This window comes from Dethiosulfovibrio salsuginis (genome assembly GCF_900177735.1).
Lineage (GTDB): Bacteria > Synergistota > Synergistia > Synergistales > Dethiosulfovibrionaceae > Dethiosulfovibrio > Dethiosulfovibrio salsuginis.
The window spans coordinates 1-17,345 of the sequence record NZ_FXBB01000023.1; the positions used below are offsets into that span (position 1 = coordinate 1).

Annotated in this window: 7 protein-coding genes and 1 rRNA gene; 7 read left to right on the plus strand and 1 reads right to left on the minus strand. The window is 55.6% G+C overall.

Annotated features, from left to right (window positions below; genetic code table 11):
* A 16S ribosomal RNA gene (locus B9Y55_RS08820) occupies window positions 1-183 on the minus strand; the annotation flags it as partial.
* A gap of 297 nt (window positions 184-480) precedes the next feature.
* On the opposite strand from B9Y55_RS08820, the gene B9Y55_RS08825 reads away from it, so the two are divergent.
* The 7 genes from B9Y55_RS08825 (at window position 481) to B9Y55_RS08855 (ending at window position 17,304) form a co-directional block, all read left to right on the plus strand.
* Window positions 481-1,605: a hypothetical protein gene (locus B9Y55_RS08825; RefSeq protein WP_085544994.1), complete on the plus strand. Its 1,125-nt coding sequence runs from the start codon at window positions 481-483 to the stop codon at window positions 1,603-1,605.
* A 156-nt stretch (window positions 1,606-1,761) separates the two neighbouring features.
* On the plus strand, window positions 1,762-3,489 hold the full coding sequence (gene ggt, locus B9Y55_RS08830; protein ID WP_085544995.1) for a gamma-glutamyltransferase: 1,728 nt from the start codon (window positions 1,762-1,764) through the stop codon (window positions 3,487-3,489).
* A gap of 206 nt (window positions 3,490-3,695) precedes the next feature.
* Window positions 3,696-8,915, plus strand: a complete 5,220-nt coding sequence (locus tag B9Y55_RS08835) for a DEAD/DEAH box helicase (RefSeq protein WP_085544996.1) — start codon at window positions 3,696-3,698, stop codon at window positions 8,913-8,915.
* Between the two features lie 61 nt (window positions 8,916-8,976).
* Entirely contained in the window at window positions 8,977-11,799 is a 2,823-nt protein-coding gene (locus B9Y55_RS08840; RefSeq protein WP_085544997.1) for a helicase-related protein, read from the plus strand.
* Window positions 11,796-15,743 carry an Eco57I restriction-modification methylase domain-containing protein gene (locus B9Y55_RS08845; protein ID WP_085544998.1) on the plus strand — a complete coding sequence of 1,316 codons (3,948 nt, stop codon included), beginning with the start codon at window positions 11,796-11,798 and terminating at the stop codon, window positions 15,741-15,743. Before B9Y55_RS08840 ends, B9Y55_RS08845 begins: the two co-directional genes overlap by 4 nt.
* 36 nt (window positions 15,744-15,779) lie before the next feature.
* Window positions 15,780-16,679 (plus strand): PDZ domain-containing protein, encoded by a 900-nt coding sequence (locus B9Y55_RS08850; protein WP_085544999.1) that lies wholly within the window; start codon window positions 15,780-15,782, stop codon window positions 16,677-16,679.
* 148 nt (window positions 16,680-16,827) lie between these two features.
* On the plus strand, window positions 16,828-17,304 hold the full coding sequence (locus B9Y55_RS08855; protein WP_085545000.1) for an ASCH domain-containing protein: 477 nt from the start codon (window positions 16,828-16,830) through the stop codon (window positions 17,302-17,304).
* The last annotated feature ends 41 nt before the right edge of the window (window positions 17,305-17,345 follow it).

The window sequence follows — 17,345 nt, forward strand, 5'->3', positions numbered from 1 at the left end:
TTAATCCCGGTTTCCCGGGGCTGTCCCCCTCTTTGAGACAGGTTCTCACGCATTACTCACCCGTCCGCGACTCAGTATCCTTATCTTCCAGCCGAAACCTTCCGACAAGAACCTTCGTCCCACTTGCATGTGTTAAGCACGCCGCCAGCGTTCGTCCTGAGCCAGGATCAAACTCTCCATAAAAATTCCTTTTTGCTGGCTGTGTTTCTTACTCCCCGTTTTCAGCTGTCAAGGTTCGGTGCGACCTCCGTTACAGCGGCCTTGCGGCCACCGCTCTCAGCGGCGCAGGAGGAATAATACCACCCTCAGCGATTTACGTCAACACCTAATCCCCATTCTTATTTTTTCGACTAATTACGACCAGTCCTAAAGCAAAGGTGCTCTGTTTTAGCCTTGATTTCCCCATCGCTGAGACAGGGAGTTTTGCCACGTTTTATCCATAAAATAGAGCCGACAGGATCTTGAACCTCCACATAGAACATGAGAGAATTCGCCGACAAAACCGATCTTATTATATACCCCAGAGGGGTGTATCACACAGTGATGAGAAAATCTATAGTTGGAGCCATTTTCACCCTGCTCGCCATTTCGCTTTTCGGTCTCGCCGAGGCGTCGAACGAGATCAAGAGGTTTCCTGTCAAGTCGGGACACATCGAGTACGAATTATCCGGCACCAGCAAAGGCAAAAAGACCGTCTACTTCGACGAGTACGGCGACCTTTACTACGAGCTTCTAGAGCAGAACACGTCGGTAACATGGGGCAAGAACACCATTACGGACGAGAACAGGTCACTCACCATCAGAAATGGGGAATATACCTACTCCATCGACCTCAAGGAAAACTCCGGGACTAAGATTAAAAACGAGGAGATCGACGGCATGAAGAACGCCCTCACCTCGGGCATGTCTCAGAAGGACATGGAGAAGATGGGAAAAGAGATGTTGGAACAGCTTGGCGGCAGAATCGTCGGAAACGAAAACTTCCTCGGCAGAGAATGTGAAGTCGTCGAGGTGATGGGAAGCAAGGTGTGGCTCTACAAAAAGACACTGCCCCTCAAATCGGAGATGTCCATGATGGGGGTAGAGAACCTGGAGGTCGCCACCCTCTTCAAAGAGAACGTGTCGATACCGGCGTCCAAGTTCTCAGTTCCTAAGGGAATAGAGATAAAAGAGATCTCCATAGAGGGAATGGGAGAGCCTGAGGGAGAGTGGCAGGAAATACAGGAGATGTCCCTCAGCTATGAGAGGTTCGAGGCCGCCATGGAGAAGGTCAGAATAAAGGGATACAACAAAGTCAGAGGAGAGTCGGAGCCTGGCGAATTCTACGGAGCGGTGTTCATGGATGAGGAGAGCCGTTCGGTCTATATCGAGGTAACACCTCTGTCCAACTTCTCCGGCTACGACAGTGGAAACGGCGTTTCCGTGGAGAAGCAGTTCCAGATCAAGGGAGAGGCTGCTGCCTACTGCTCTTACGAAAGCGACGAAGGCAAAAGCAACCTCCTATTTCTGGAGGTTCCCTCGGAGGATGTCATGATGACCGTGATAAGCAGCACCCCCAGGAGCATGGGCGAGCTGGTCAAGATCGCGGAACAGGTCAAGTTTTAGAAGGGTAAAGGGGGCTGCCTAATTTGGTAGCCCCCTTTGACATGATCCAAAAAGAGAAAAAAGAGAAAAATATAGACGAAGCCACTTGAGAGCTGTATAACTGTAAGGTGAGAAAGCTCATGAGACATCCTTAACTATAAGAGGAGGTATCTTTACATGAAGAAATTTCACCTACTGTGCTGCACAATGGCTCTCATGGCGACCCTGGCAGGGACAGCCACAGCAGCGCCGAGGGCGGAGATCACCGACGTCTTTTCCAGACACGGCATGGTCTCATCAGCCCACGAGCTGGCCTCAAAGGCGGGAGTGGAGATAATGCAAAAAGGCGGCAACGCCGTTGATGCCGCCGTGGCCACGGCCTTGGCCTTAAACGTGGTGGAACCAAACGCATCGGGCATAGGCGGAGGCGGATTCATGACGGTGAGGTTCGCCGAGACCGGCGAGGTCGTGGTTATAGACTACCGTGAGACCGCCCCTAAAAGCTCCACCAAGGATATGTACGCATCAGAGGAGGCAAAAGAGAAAAAGATCTCCAAGCTAGGCGGGCTGTCGATAGCGGTTCCCGGGCAGACACTGGGGCTATGGACCGCCCTCACCAAGTACGGAACCATGACCTGGGCGGAGGTAGCAGCTCCGGCGATTCGTCTGGCGGAGGAGGGCTTTGTCCTAGTTCCCATGCAGAACGACATCATAAAGGATAACATGGAGAAGCTCACCGACTACAACGACATAGCTAACGTGGCCTTCTTGGACGTGGAGGGCTTCCCCCTACAGGCCGGCGACATCGTGAAGCAGCCTAAACTGGCCGAGGCCTTTAAGCTCATCGGGGAGAAGGGGCCGAGAAAGGCATTTTACGACGGCCCCATAGGCAAGGCGGTGGTTGAGGCGGTGAACAAAGCCGGCGGAAACATGGCTCTGGCGGACCTGAAAGAATACGACGTAGCCATCCGCAAGCCCGTTCGCGGAACTTACAGGGGATACGAAATTTTTTCCTGCCCTCCTGCCTCCAGCGGAGGAACCCACATAGTCGAGCTGCTTAACATCATGGAGAACCTTCCTGTGGGCGGCTGGATCGCAAACGGACCGGAATATCTCCATTACCTGGGAGAATCCCTCAAGCTCGTCTTCGCGGACCGTCAAAAATACATGGGAGACACCGCATTTTTAAACGTGCCTCTCGCTGGCCTGACCAGCAAGGCCTACGCAAAAACCCTCTTCGAGAGGATCAAACCATACGAGGTAATGGAAAAGGTGGAGCCAGGCGACCCATGGCCCTACGATAGTGAGGCCAACAAGACGGCCTACATAGGCGACGCCGTGAGCGAACAGGTCTCGACGACCCACTTCTCCGTCGTAGACCAGAGGGGAAACATCGTCTCATCCACGAACACGGTGAACTACTTTTTCGGGTCCGGCGTGATGGTCCCTGAGTACGGCTTCGTGCTCAACAACCAGATGGACGACTTTTCCCAGAACCCGGAGAGCGTAAACGCACCTGAGCCAGGCAAACGGCCTCTATCCTCAATGAGCCCCACCATCGTCCTCGATCCTCAGGGACAGCCCTTCATGACCGTTGGAGCCGCCGGTGGCTGGCGCATCATAACCACCGTGGGCCAGCTCATCATGAACGTCATCGACTTTGGCATGACCATGGACCAGGCCATCGAACAGCCCAGAGCCCACGCCCATGCCAACGACGGCAAGGCCTCCAGGCTACAGATAGAGAACTTCATCGACCCTGAGACCGTTATCTTCCTGAACATGAGGGGACACGACGTCGAGACGGTCTCCCACATCGGAACCGCCCAGGGCATACTCTTCAAAGGCGGCATGATGAACGGCGGCGCCGACAGCAGACGGCTCGGGGTGTCGGTGGGCTTTTAACCCAACGTACGGGTAACAGATAAGAAGAGGCCACTCCGTGAGGAGGGGCCTCTTCTTATCTCCCTTTGCCAGCCATACGGTGTTTTAGACCTTATAACATAGACATTGTTTTTAGAGGTATCCTAAAAAGCTCTACGGCAAAAGCGAGTCTCCCTCACCTATAACACAGAGGGAGACTCGCTTTTGCCGTAGAAACACCCTCTATTTTGTACTATACTAATGTGGTTATAACCGATAATTCGAAAGGAGTGACCTCCGTGGATGTTTTCCGCTTTCGAGATAGCCTTATAGACGATTACCGTTCCTTCGTCGAGGGTTTTATAAACATCAGGGAAAAACGTATTCGGAGCTACGTCGAGAAGGAAATCTCCCAGGGACTTTATTGGCCGGACCCTTTGATCCAGCTGAACCCCGCCTTCAAATCGGGAAAAAGCGTCGAGGACCTGGTCGAGGAGGGAATCCTGCACAGGGAATGCGGAAACATCTTTCGGAGAAAAAGCCACTCCGACGATAGTGGAGAACTCCTACGGCTCTATCAGCACCAGGAGGACGCCATAAGGGCGGCTCTCAAGGGACATAACTACGTCCTGACGACTGGAACAGGGTCGGGAAAAAGCCTCTCCTACATCATCCCTGTGGTCGATCACGTGCTAAAAAAAGGCTCCGGCAGAGGGGTTCAGGCCATAATAGTCTACCCAATGAACGCCCTCGCAAACAGCCAGTTCGGGGAGCTGGAGAAATTCCTTAAATACGGCTATCCAGAGGGAAAGTCCCCGGTGACCTTCGAGCGTTACACAGGACAGGAAAACGACGACAAGAGAAGGGAGATCATCGACAATCCCCCGGACATAATACTGACCAACTTCATGATGCTTGAGCTCATGCTCACCAGGGTCAAGGAAAGGACCCTCATCCAGAGGGCCGAGGGACTCAAGTTTTTGGTCCTGGACGAGCTCCACACCTACAGAGGCAGACAGGGGTCGGACGTGGCCCTGTTGGTCCGTCGGGTCAGGGAGAGGCTGGGAGGGGAGGACCTCCTGTGCGTTGGAACGTCCGCCACTATGGCAGGAGAGGGCGACTATCACCAGCAGAAAAGGGACGTGGCCCGAGTATCGGGAACCCTCTTCGGCTCGCCGGTCCTGCCGGAAAACGTCATAGGGGAGACCCTCATCAGAAAGACGCCCTCCAGATCCAACGAGGACCAAGGGTTTTGCGAGGAGCTAAAGGCAAGGCTCCTGTCCGGCGATCCTCCCCCGACACAGTACAGCCGGTTCGTCGGCGATCCACTGGCGTCCTGGATAGAGAGCACCTTCGGGGTAGCCGAGGATGGCGAGGGAGCCAGGCTGATCCGTGCCCGTCCCAAAACCCTGAGAGGAGACCACGGAGCGGCCAAAGACCTGAGCGCCCTGACCGACGTCCCGACGGAAACCTGTGCTAAGGTGATAGCTGATTACCTCCTTGGAGGGTATCAGTGCGAGACCGACCCGGATATGGGCAAACCTCCTTTCGCCTTCCGGCTACATCAGTTCATAAGCAGAGGGGATACGGTTTACTGCTCCCTGGAGGGACACAAAGACCGCTATATGACGCTGAGCGGTCAACAGTTCGTCCCAGGGCAGAGGGACAAAATACTCCTGCCCATGGTCTTCTGCCGAGAATGCGGCCAGGAATACTACATAGTGCGACGGATCAAGGACAAAGAGACCGGCCTGTTCCGCTATATCCCCAGAGAGCTTGGGGACCTAGAGGGAAAAGAGGACGAAACGGGATTCCTCTATTTCGGCGAGGAAAGACCCTGGTCCGACGACGAAGAAGCGCTGAGGGAAAGGCTGCCGGAGGACTGGTTCGAGACCGTGAGGGACCAGGAGAGGATAAAAAAGTCCATGAGGGACAACGTACCGGTTAAGGTATCGGTGAGGCCCGACGGAGTCGAAGGCCAAGGGGGCATAGAGGGAGCGTTCATCCCAACGCCTTTCAGGTTCTGCCCTCTTTGCGACGTCTACTACGGTCAAGCAAGGGGATCGGACTTCACCAGACTGTCCACACTGAGCTCCGAGGGCAGAAGCACCGCCACAACCATACTGGGGCTGTCCGCCATAAGGCAGCTGAAAAACGACAAGGAGCTTAAAGAGGCCGCCAGAAAACTCCTGAGCTTTACCGACAACCGTCAGGACGCCTCCCTACAGGCCGGTCACTTCAACGACTTTGTCCTGGTGGGGCTGCTCCGATCCGCCCTTTACAGAGCGGTGGAAAAGGCGGGGAAAGAGGGACTCCAGCACGACGAGCTTCCTGACAGGGTATTCGACGCCCTTAACCTACCGATGGAGATATACGCAAAAAACCCTGGCACTATGTTTCACGCCCAAAAGCAGACCCACAAAGCGTTGAAAGAGGTCCTGGGATACAGGCTATATCACGACCTGAGAAGGGGCTGGCGTATCAACCTGCCCAACCTGGAACAGTGCGGCCTGCTGGATATAAAATATCTATCCCTGGACGAGGTATGCGGCGAGGAATCGCTGTGGAAAGGCTCTCACGAGATATTAGTCAAAGCCACCTCCGAGACCCGTAAAAAGGTGGTCAAAACCCTCCTGGACTACATGAGGAGAGAGCTTGCCATAAGGGTTGACTGTCTGGATCAGGAGCACCAGGACAAAATAAGGAGGCTCAGCAGTCAGCACCTTATCGACCCATGGTCCATAGAGGAAAACGAAAAGATGACCTATTCAGCGTTGCTCTTTCCCAGATCCAAGGGCAAAGACGACTACTTTGGCAACGTGTTTCTCTCCCCTAAAGGGGGCTACGGAAACTACCTCAGGAGATCCTCCACCTTCAGGCTGGACGGCCAAAAGCTCCACCTGGAGGACACCGACTTAATCATAAAAGACATACTGAGTCGCCTGACCTTGGCGGGGCTGGTGGAGGAGGTCGTTCCCCCTAGATCGGAGGGCGACGTCCCGGGATATCAGCTTCCAGCCTCGTGCCTGCTGTGGGTCGCAGGGGACGGAAAAAAGCCCTTCCACGACCCTCTTCGGGTCCCAAACGAATCGATAGGTGGCGGAAGGACAAACCCATTCTTCGTCGATTTTTACAAAGACATCGCCCAGGGGCTGCTGGGCTACGAGGGAAGGGAACACACCGCCCAGGTGGGCAACGATCTCAGAATAGACAGGGAAAACCGTTTCCGAGAGGGAAAGCTCCCGATCCTCTTCTGCTCCCCAACCATGGAGCTAGGTGTGGACATAGCGGAACTGAACGTGGTCAACATGCGAAACGTCCCGCCAACTCCGGCCAACTACGCACAAAGAAGCGGACGGGCTGGCAGAGGCGGACAGCCCGCCTTGGTGTTCTCCTACTGCACTAAAGGAAGCCCTCACGACCAGTTTTTCTTCAAACGCCCCACGGAGATGGTCTCGGGATCGGTCTCACCTCCTAACATGGACCTCCTCAACGAAGACCTTATCCGTGCCCACGTCTACGCCCTGTGGCTCTCGGAAAGCGGCAAGGACCTCTTTAGGTCGTTGAAGGACATACTGGACCTCTCCGGCGAGGACCCCTCCCTGGAGCTGGTGGACTCAATCAAAGAGGCCCTGGGCGATAAATCCATCAGGGCCAGGACCGAAACCAGGGTCAAAAAGGTCCTCTCGTCCCTGGAGGACGACCTAAAGCAGAGCGACTGGTACAACGACGGATGGATCTCCGGGGTCCTAAATCGGGTTGACGCCAACATGGAGGAGGCCTGCGGACGATGGAGAAAGCTCTACCGTGCGGCACTGGCTCAGGCAAAAAGGCAGAACAAAATTCGCCTGGACGCCACAAGGACCAGAGAGGAAAAGGATCGGGCCAACGGGCTCCGGGCCGAGGCCGAATCCCAGATAAATCTGCTGACCGACGTCGATAACGTCCATCAATCGGATTTCTACAGCTATCGCTACTTCGCCAGCGAGGGATTCCTGCCGGGCTACAACTTCCCCAGGCTCCCCATATCCGCCTACATACCGGGCCGCCGCAAAGGCCAAAGGGACGAATTTCTCTCTCGGCCCAGGTTCCTGGCGGTCTCCGAGTTCGGCCCTCAGTCCATCATATATCACGAAGGATCCCGCTACAGCATAGGAAGGGCCATACTCCCAGTGGACGGCGACGTAGGGACCGGCAAGGCGAAAATCTGCGAGGCCTGCGGCTACGTCCACCCGATAGAGGAGGGCAGCGGCCTGGATCACTGCGAAATCTGCGGAGCCGCCTTGGGAAACCCCTTCGACAACCTCCTCAGGATGCAGAACGTCGTAGCCAGAAGGAGAGAGAAGATCAACGCCGACGAGGAAGAAAGGCTCCGTCAGGGATACGAGCTGAAAAGCGGAATCCGTTTTGTAGAGCACGGAGGAAGGGCCTCCTACAGGACCGCCACCATAGTATCGGATGAAGGGGAACTAGGGACCCTCACCTACGGCCACGGGGCCACTCTGTACCGGATAAACCTGGGATGGGTCAGGAGAAGCGACAAAGATCAAAAGGGCTTCGTACTCGACCTGGAGAAGGGAACCTGGGAGAAAAACAACGCCATGAAAGATGAGAACGAAGGGGACGACCCCATGTCCTCCAAAGTCGCCAGGGTAATACCCTACGTGGAGGACCAGAGGAATTGCCTGCTGTTCAGGCCAACGGAGACCATGGACCAGGATCGGATGGCGTCCCTTCAGTCAGCCCTGAAAAACGCCATCCAGGTTCGATATCAGCTGGAGGACAGCGAGCTTGCGGCGGAGCCTCTGCCTAACTCGGGAGACAGAAAGCAGATACTCTTCTACGAGTCCGGCGAGGGAGGGGCAGGGGTCCTGAGAAAGCTGGTGGACGACCCCAAGGCCCTCAAAGCTGTGGCGAAAGAGGCCCTTTCCCTGTGTCACTTCAACCCGATCACAGGAGAGGACCTGAAAAAAGCTCCCCACGGGACGGAAAACTGTGAGGCCGCCTGTTACGACTGCCTCATGAGCTACTACAACCAGAGGGATCACCTGCTGCTCGACCGCAAGAAAATCCAGGAATACCTGATGGCCCTGGCATCGGCGGAGATAAGGACATCGTCGGTGGAGGCCACCAGAGACGCCCACCTCGGTAGCCTGCTTAAAGGATGCGAGTCGGACCTGGAGAGAAAATGGCTGAACCTGATGGAAGAGCACAACCTGAGGCTGCCGAGCCACGGACAGCATTTCATACCGTCCTGTGGAACCAGGTCGGACTTCTACTACGACGACCGCCACGTGGTCATATACATCGACGGCCCTCACCACGACTTTAAGGACCGAAGGGCGAGGGACCAGGAACAGGAGGAAAGGCTGGAGGACCAGGGCTTCACCGTCCTGAGGTTCGGCCACCAGGACGACTGGCTGAAAAAAATCGCAGAAAACCCCCATCTCTTCGGATGGAAAGGCTAAAACACGGCCAAGAAAGGCGGAATGGGACGATGAAAGACAAAAAAATCGCTGCCCGCGGGATATGACCTACTCGGTTGGATCTCTGGTCAAGGCCAGAGGAAGAGAGTGGGTCGTCCTGCCTGAGTCGGAGGAAAGCCTGTTGATCCTCCGGCCCCTAGGGGGGACCGATCGAGAGATAGCCGGAGTTCTGCCGTCTCTGGAGAACGTGGAACCAGCCCAGTTCGATCTCCCAGACCGCAGCACCGTCGGGGACGAAAGGTCCGCCAGGCTCCTTAGAGACGGCCTGAAACTGGGCTTCCGGTCCAGCGCAGGCCCTTTTAGATCCTTCGGCAGACTGGCGGTAGAGCCCCGGCCCTACCAGCTCGTGCCTCTCATGCTCGCCATGAGACTGGACCCAGTAAGGCTCCTCATAGCCGACGACGTCGGAATAGGGAAAACCGTGGAGGCCTGCCTCATAGCCCGTGAGCTTTTAGACCGAGGAGAGATACAGAGCCTTGCGGTCCTCTGCCCTCCCCACCTCACCGAACAGTGGCAGACCGAGATGGCGGAGAAGTTTCACATAGACGCAAAACTGGTCCTCTCCAGCACCGCAGCCCGGCTGGAGAGGGACTGTGTCATGGGAGAATCGCTGTTCGACCGATATCCCTTCCTCATAGTATCGATAGACTTCATAAAAAGCGAACGAAGATGCAGCGAGTTTCTGAGATCCTGTCCAGAGATGATCGTAGTGGACGAGGCTCACACCTGTGCCCAGTCCCACGGAAGCGGGGCAAAGCAGATGAGGTTCGAGCTCATCTCTCAGATAGCTAAAAAAGAGGACAGACACATAGTCCTGGTCACCGCCACGCCTCACAGCGGCAAAGAGGACGCCTTCAGATCCCTTCTGACCCTCCTGGACCCCGGCCTTAAAGACCTGCCCGAGGACCTGTCGGGACAGGCCAACGAGGTCCATCGTCGAAACCTCGCCAGACACATGGTCCAAAGAAGGAGAGGGGATATCCGGCACTACCTGAAAAACGACACCCCATTCCCGGAGAGGTTCGACACCGAGGCCACCTTCAAGCTCTCGGAGGAATACAAAGCCTTTTTCGAGAAAGTTCTGGCCTACGTAAGGGAAACGGTGAAAGACGACACCGGAACCGAGTTTCACCGAAGAATACGCTGGTGGTCCGCCCTGGCCCTGCTCCGGTCCATAGCCTCAAGCCCTGCCGCCGCCGTGGCGACCCTCAAAAGCAGATCGGCCTGCGCCGACTCGGCAAACCAAGGGGAAGTGGACGAGCTCGGGCGGCGGACGGTCATGGACGTCGGAGACCTGGAACAGGCGGAGACGGCGGACTTCGTCCCAGGCAGCGACATAGATGAAAACGGATCGGAAAGCCTCAGACGGAGGAAACTGGCGGCCTTCGCAAAAGAGGCCGAAACCCTGAAAGGCCCTAAAGACCTAAAGCTTCAGGGAGCCGTCGATATAGTAAAAGACCAGCTCAAACGGGGAATCAGCCCTATCGTTTTCTGCCGGTTTATACCGACCGCCGAATACCTGGCGGAAAACCTCAGGGAAAAGCTGGGGCCCTCCATCGAGGTGGAATCGGTAACGGGAAAACTGTCCCCCGAAGAGCGGGAGGACAGGGTAAACCGCCTGGGGAGCTGCCCCAAGAGGGTCTTGGTCTGCACCGACTGCCTAAGCGAAGGCATAAACCTACAGGAGCACTTCGACGGAGTCATCCACTACGACCTATCGTGGAACCCGACGAGACACGAACAGCGAGAGGGCAGGGTGGACCGATACGGCCAGCCCAAACGGGAGGTTCGGGTCGTCACCTACTACGGCATTGACAACCAGGTGGACGGCATAGTCCTTGACACCTTGATACGAAAGCACAAGGCCATTCGCACGTCTCTGGGGATCTCCGTGCCCGTACCTATAGAGTCGGAAGAGGTCGTGGAGGCCATATTCGAGGGCCTTCTCCTTCGGGAGGATCAGGGCAGCGTTCAAAACTACCTGCCCGGCTTCGAGGCCTACTTTAAGCCCAAAAAAGAGGACCTCTACAGCCGATGGGAAAGCACCACCGAAAAGGAAAAGCGGTCTCGAACCGTCTTCGCCCAGGAAGGCATAAAGCCCGAGGAAGTCGCCCAACAACTGGAGGAGACCAGACGGGCCATCGGATCGGGGGTGGACGTCGGAGAGTTTATGAAAAACGCCCTCACATCGCTGAAAGCAAAGGTGTCAGGCGGCGAAACCCTGGAGGTGGACCTCTCGGAGGCCACCACCGCCCTTAAAGACATGCTTGGGCGGACCGATGGATTCAGGGCCAAGTTCTCCCTGCCGGTGCAGGACGGAGAGCTCTACCTTCACCGAACCCACCCACTGGTGGAGAACACCGCCGCCCACGTGGTGGACCTGGCCCTCAGCGGCAACCCCGAGGGACCGGCCCGCTGCGGCGCTATCCGAACCGACGGAGTGACGAGCCGGACGACCTTATTGCTGGTGAGGTTTCGCTTCCACCTCATAACCACCAGAGGGGACAAAACCACCCCTCTACTGGTGGAGGACTGTCGGCTCATGGCCTTCAGGGGAACCCCTGAAAAGGCCGAATGGCTGACAAAAGAGGAGGCTGAATCCATCTTCGCCGCCCGCTCCACGGAAAACATCTATCCCGAACAGGCCATGGGCTTCGTGGGGAAGATCCTTGACGGCTACCCCAACCTGGCCCCTCACCTCGACCAGGAGGCAAAGAGGCTGGCGGAGGAACAGCTCGAATCCCACAGGTCCATCAGAAAGGCATCTCGGGACAAAGGGGTCTCCTACAGGGTTCAGCCCCAACTGCCGCCGGACCTCCTGGGGATCTATATCTACCTTCCTGAAATTGGGGGAAACAGCCGATGAAAAATCGCGACGAGAGAACCTTCGCCACCATAAGGACCGAGGGAGCCCTGCTTCCCCCCGATATCCTCCAGCGGATCGGGACCTCCAAGGACCTGGACGGCCTCCGCCCGGAGGATTACCACCTGGTAAAGGGAGAGAGGCTAAACGAGGCCATCAACCGATCGTGGAACCGGCTGGTGGGGATATGGAGCTCCTTCGTGAAGGGCCAAGAGACACTCCCTTCCGGGGACGTAGGGACCTCCCTGACCCGTGAGAGATGGCTTTTGCCCCTGTTCCAGGAACTGGGCTACGGAAGGCTTCAGGGGAGCAGGGCAGTGGAGCTGGACGGCAAATCCTACGCCATATCCCACCGCTGGGAAAACACGCCTATACACCTGGTCGGATGCAACGTAGAGCTCGACCGTCGAACTGCAAAGGTAGCGGGAGCCTCCAGGACAAGCCCTCACAGCGTCCTTCAGGACTTTCTGAACAGGTCCGACGACGCCCTTTGGGGCATCCTGTCCAACGGCCTGATCCTTCGGGTCCTCAGGGACAACGTCAGCCTGACCCGTCAGGCCTTCGTCGAGTTCGACCTACAGGCCATGATGGAGGGAGAGAGATACTCCGACTTCGTCCTGCTGTGGCTCCTGTGCCATCAGTCCAGAGTGGAGGGAGAGAGAGGAGAAAACTGCTGGCTTGAGCGGTGGTCACGGACCGCAAGGGACCAGGGAGTCCGTGCTTTAGACGTCTTGAGGGACGGGGTTCAAAGCGCCATAGAGACCTTGGGCAGAGGGTTCATCGCCCACAGGTCCAACGGAGAACTGCGAGACCGCCTTAGAGACGGAGACCTTCTCGGTCAGGACTACTATCGTCAGATCCTGAGGCTGGTCTATCGGCTGATATTCCTCTTCGTGGCGGAGGACCGGGAACTGCTCCTCCTCCCCGAAACCGCCGGAGATATAAGGGATATATACAAAAAACACTACTCCACCGCCCGACTCCGAAAAAACGCCCAGAGGATCAGGGGAACGGACCATCCAGACCTCTACCGGGCCCTGAGGCTGGTCATGGATCGACTGTCCTCGGACCAGGGCTGTCCCGAGCTGGGGCTTCCGGCCCTTGGGGGATTTCTGTTCTCAAATCCCGCGATAAAGGACCTGAGGACCTCGGAGCTATCAAACTCCCATCTTCTGGAGGCCATAAGGCTTTTGGCCTTCAGGACCGAAAACCACGGACTTCGCCCTGTGGACTTCAAAAACCTAGGGGCCGAAGAGCTGGGAAGCGTTTACGAATCCCTTCTGGAGCTTCACCCAGTCATAGACCTGAGCGGTGCGGGGTTCACCCTCTCCTCCGCGGCGGGAAACGAGCGAAAGACCACCGGGAGCTACTACACCCCCGAATCGCTGATCCACTGCCTGATGGACTCGGCGCTGGACCCGGTTTTAAACGAGGCGGTCAAAAAAGAGGACCCCGAAAGGGCCCTGCTGGACCTTAAGATATGCGACCCAGCCTGCGGAAGCGGACACTTCCTCATAGCCGCCGCCAACAGGCTCGCCAAAAAGCTGGCGGCGGTCCGCACCGGCGACGACGAACCGTCCCCTGACTCGGTCCGAAAGGCCATGAGAGACGTCGTAGGTCGGTGTATCTTCGGAGTGGACATAAACCCCATGTCGGTGGAACTGTGCAAGGTCGGCCTCTGGATGGAGGCTCTGGAGCCTGGGAAACCTCTCTCCTTCCTTGACCACCACATAAGGTGCGGAAACAGCCTTCTCGGAACCACCCCGGCCCTCATGGCGAGAGGCATACCGGACGACGCCTTCAAGGCCATCCAGGGCGACGACAAAGATGTGGCAAAAGACCTGAGAAAATGCAACAAAAACGCGAAAGGATCGCTGGACCGGCTGAACGCCGGGGAGATATTCTCAAGCTCCTTCGCCGAGCTTTCCAGAGCGATGGAAAAGCTGGGCTCTATAGACGACAGCTCCATATCGGGCATAAGGGACAGGGAGGAGGCCTTCGGCGAATATTTCCGGTCGGACCGATACGAAAAGGCCAAGCTTCTGGCCGACGGATGGTGCTCCGCCTTCGTCTGGGACATGGTTCCTGGGTCCCCTCCTGCCCCCACCGAGGACCTGTACAGGCAGATGGCCCACGACATGAGGGGGGTTCCAGAATCCACGATACGGGAGATCCAGCGCATAGCCCAGAGGTACGGCTTCTTCCACTGGCATCTTGCCTTTCCCACCGTCTTCAGGATCCCCGCCCACGGCAGGTTCCCAGAGGACACGGTGACCGGCTGGGAGGGCGGCTTCGACTGCGTACTGGGCAACCCACCGTGGGAGAGGATCAAAATCCAGGAAAAAGAGTGGTTCGCCGACAAAGATCAGGAGGTGGCAAAGGCGGCCAACGCCTCGGAGAGACGTAAAAAGATAGAGGCCCTCAGGGAGAAGGACCCGGACCTTCACAGAGCGTTCACGGAGGACCTGAGGGTTGCGGAGGGATCGACCTACATGGTCCGGTCCAGCGGACTCTACCCCCTCTGCGGATCGGGGGACGTCAACACCTACACCCTGTTCGCCGAGATGATGAGACACCTCCAGTCGAAGGAAGGGAGGGTAGGCTGTGTCGTACCCTCAGGCATAGCCACCGACAACACCACCCAGTGGTACTTCAGGGACATCATGGAGAGGGGAAACCTGGCATCGCTCTACGATTTCGAGAACAGAAAGGGAATTTTCCCGGGAGTCCATAAAAGTTACAAGTTCTGCCTCCTGACCCTCACAGGGGACCACCGTCCCGTCGCAGAGGCGAGCTTCGCCTTCTTCCTGCTCGACCCGGAGGAGCTTCGAGGAAACAGGCCTCTAACTTTGTCCTCCCAGGACATAGCCCTGATAAACCCCAACACCAGGACCTGCCCCATATTCAGGACCGCCAGGGACGGCGAGATAACCAAGTCGGTCTACAGAGTGGTCCCCATACTGATCGACGACAACAGAGAGGACGGAAACCCCTGGGGAATCTCGTTTAAAGCGATGTTTCACATGTCCAACGACTCAGGGCTGTTCATGACCTTGGACCAGCTGGAGGGGAAGGGCTGGACCTTGAAAGGAAACGTCTTCGAGAGAGAGGGGCTCAGATACCTTCCCCTCTACGAGGCGAAGATGGTCCACCAGTTCGACCATAGGTGGGCCACCTACGAAGGAGCCGACTGTCGGGACGTCTCGAACCAGGAGAGACGAAACCCCAGCTTTTCCCCCCTGCCCAGATACTGGGTCCCCGAGGAGGAGGTACGGTCCAGGCTTGAGGACCGATGGGACAGAGGCTGGCTGCTAGGATGGCGAGATATATGCAGAAGCACCGACGAACGGACGGTGATATCAAGCGTAATTCCTTACGGGGGAGTAGGGCATAAATTTTTGTTGATATTCTCTGATCTTCATACCGTTGCACTATCTTTCTTACATGCTAACCTTTCAAGTTTTATTTTTGATTATATTACACGTCAAAAACATGGGGGAATAAGTCTCAGTTATCACGTCTTCAAGCAGCTCCCAATCCTCCCACCCCATGTCTACGACCGTGCCTGTCCATGGGATCGAGGGACGACCCTGGACCGGTGGATCGGGGCCAGAGTCCTTGAGCTGGTCTACACCGCCTCCGACATGGAGTCCTTCGCCAGGGACCTGGGCTTCGACGGACCGCCCTTTTCCTGGGACGATAACCGCCGCTTCGTCATCCGGTGCGAGCTGGACGCCGCCTTCTTCCACCTCTACGGCTTGTCCAGAGAGGACGTGGAATACGTCATAGAGACCTTCTCTATCGTGAAGAAAAAGGACCAGTCCGCCTACGGCGAGTTCCGAACGAAGAGGACCATACTGGAGATATTCGACTCGATGAAGGACTCCATAGACCAGGGACACCCCTACGTAACAGCCCTATCCCCGGAACCGGGGTTATTGCCCTAACGTCACTTAAATCTATATATCAGGAGGGGTTTTAAGATGAAAAAAATCACCCTTGCTTTGAGTTTAATCCTTGTTTTTTCGACTATAGCGATAGCGATGAACAAGGTCGATCTCTCTGTTCAAGAAATGATTATTCAACCACATGGAGAAGATATTATATACACAAATAATTTTCACGATGAAACAATGGCTCTTCAGTGCAGATTGAGTTGGTTTTGCGTCTATAGCAAAATATCTAACCCAACCGACAATATAATGTTTGTCTCTTGGCGAAAATCTGCTTTTATAGACGTAAACGGAAATTCCCACAAAGTAGTTCCCGGTCAAACGCTCGTCATCGACATGACAAGAGACGTTCCCGACACGATGATTCCACCTCATACTAGCGCCCAAATAGATATCTACCCACATGGTTTTTGGCAAAATAATAACGACTACAAAATGATATTAGATTATCCAGTGTCAAGGAACTTGTTTGGGGTTATTGTCGACATACGCGGTAAAAAATCAAAGGAATACCACAAGTTCGCCAGAAAATATTCAGGTCAAAGTTTAGGCTTGATCCTATGCCTAACTGACGGCGAAGGAAAAGACCTTTACTATAACTTTAAACTAAACCTAGATTTCGACAAAGGGCTCGAAAAATACTTGGCATCAGGGGGAGAAAGCGAACATCCAGGCTTTGCAAATGAAAAACCCGCTCCAAATGTGGGCTTATCACTGGAAAGCAACGTAATCAGCGAGGTAAAAGAAGGTAGCCTGGCTGAAAAGGCTGGGCTACAAAAGGGAGATCGGATCATTGAAATCAACGGTAAAAAAATCGATAAGATAGAAAATCCGGAGCAATATATCAAAGAGAGAGCTACCGCAGGCTTTTCTGTAATGATAATGTTTGATCGGTCAGGCATCACCGATTTAGCCACGCTAAAACTATAAATCAATACTTCAAATAAAGAGGACCATACTGGAAATATCCAACTCGAAAAAGGACTCCATATACAAAGGAGGCCCCTACATCACAGCCCTATCGCAAGAACCGGGATGGTCGCTGTGCCATCAAACCAAGATAGGAGGGCTTTAGAATATGACTCAAACACATCCATCTGTACGTGAAATATGGTTAAATTATATGAACCAGGAGGGCATATCGGAGACCGAGGCCCCGGCCTACGAGTCCTGGTACTTCTGCGACAACGAGGCAGACGCCGACGAGCTGGCCCAGCTGGTTTTGGACGGAGTTAAGAGGGCAACAGCGTCCTCTCTGGAGGCAATGGAGGAGGGCGGGGAAGAGATCCCCAAGGTCGGGGGATTCTCGGTCATCACCGACTGGGAGGGTGTCGCCAAGTGCATAATAAGGACCGAGGCGATAGAGATAGTCCCTTTCCGCGAGGTCACCGCCCAGTTCGCCGCCACGGAAGGAGAGGGAGACCGCTCCCTGGAATTTTGGCGGGAGGTGCACAGGCGATTTTTCACCAGAGAGCTCGAATCGGTGGGGCTCAAGTTCCACGAGGAAACCCCGGTCATATGCGAGACCTTCTCGGTGGTTTACCCTCCTCGGTGAGGTCCACCACGTTTTTTGGTACACTCTCAACTAGAAGAGGC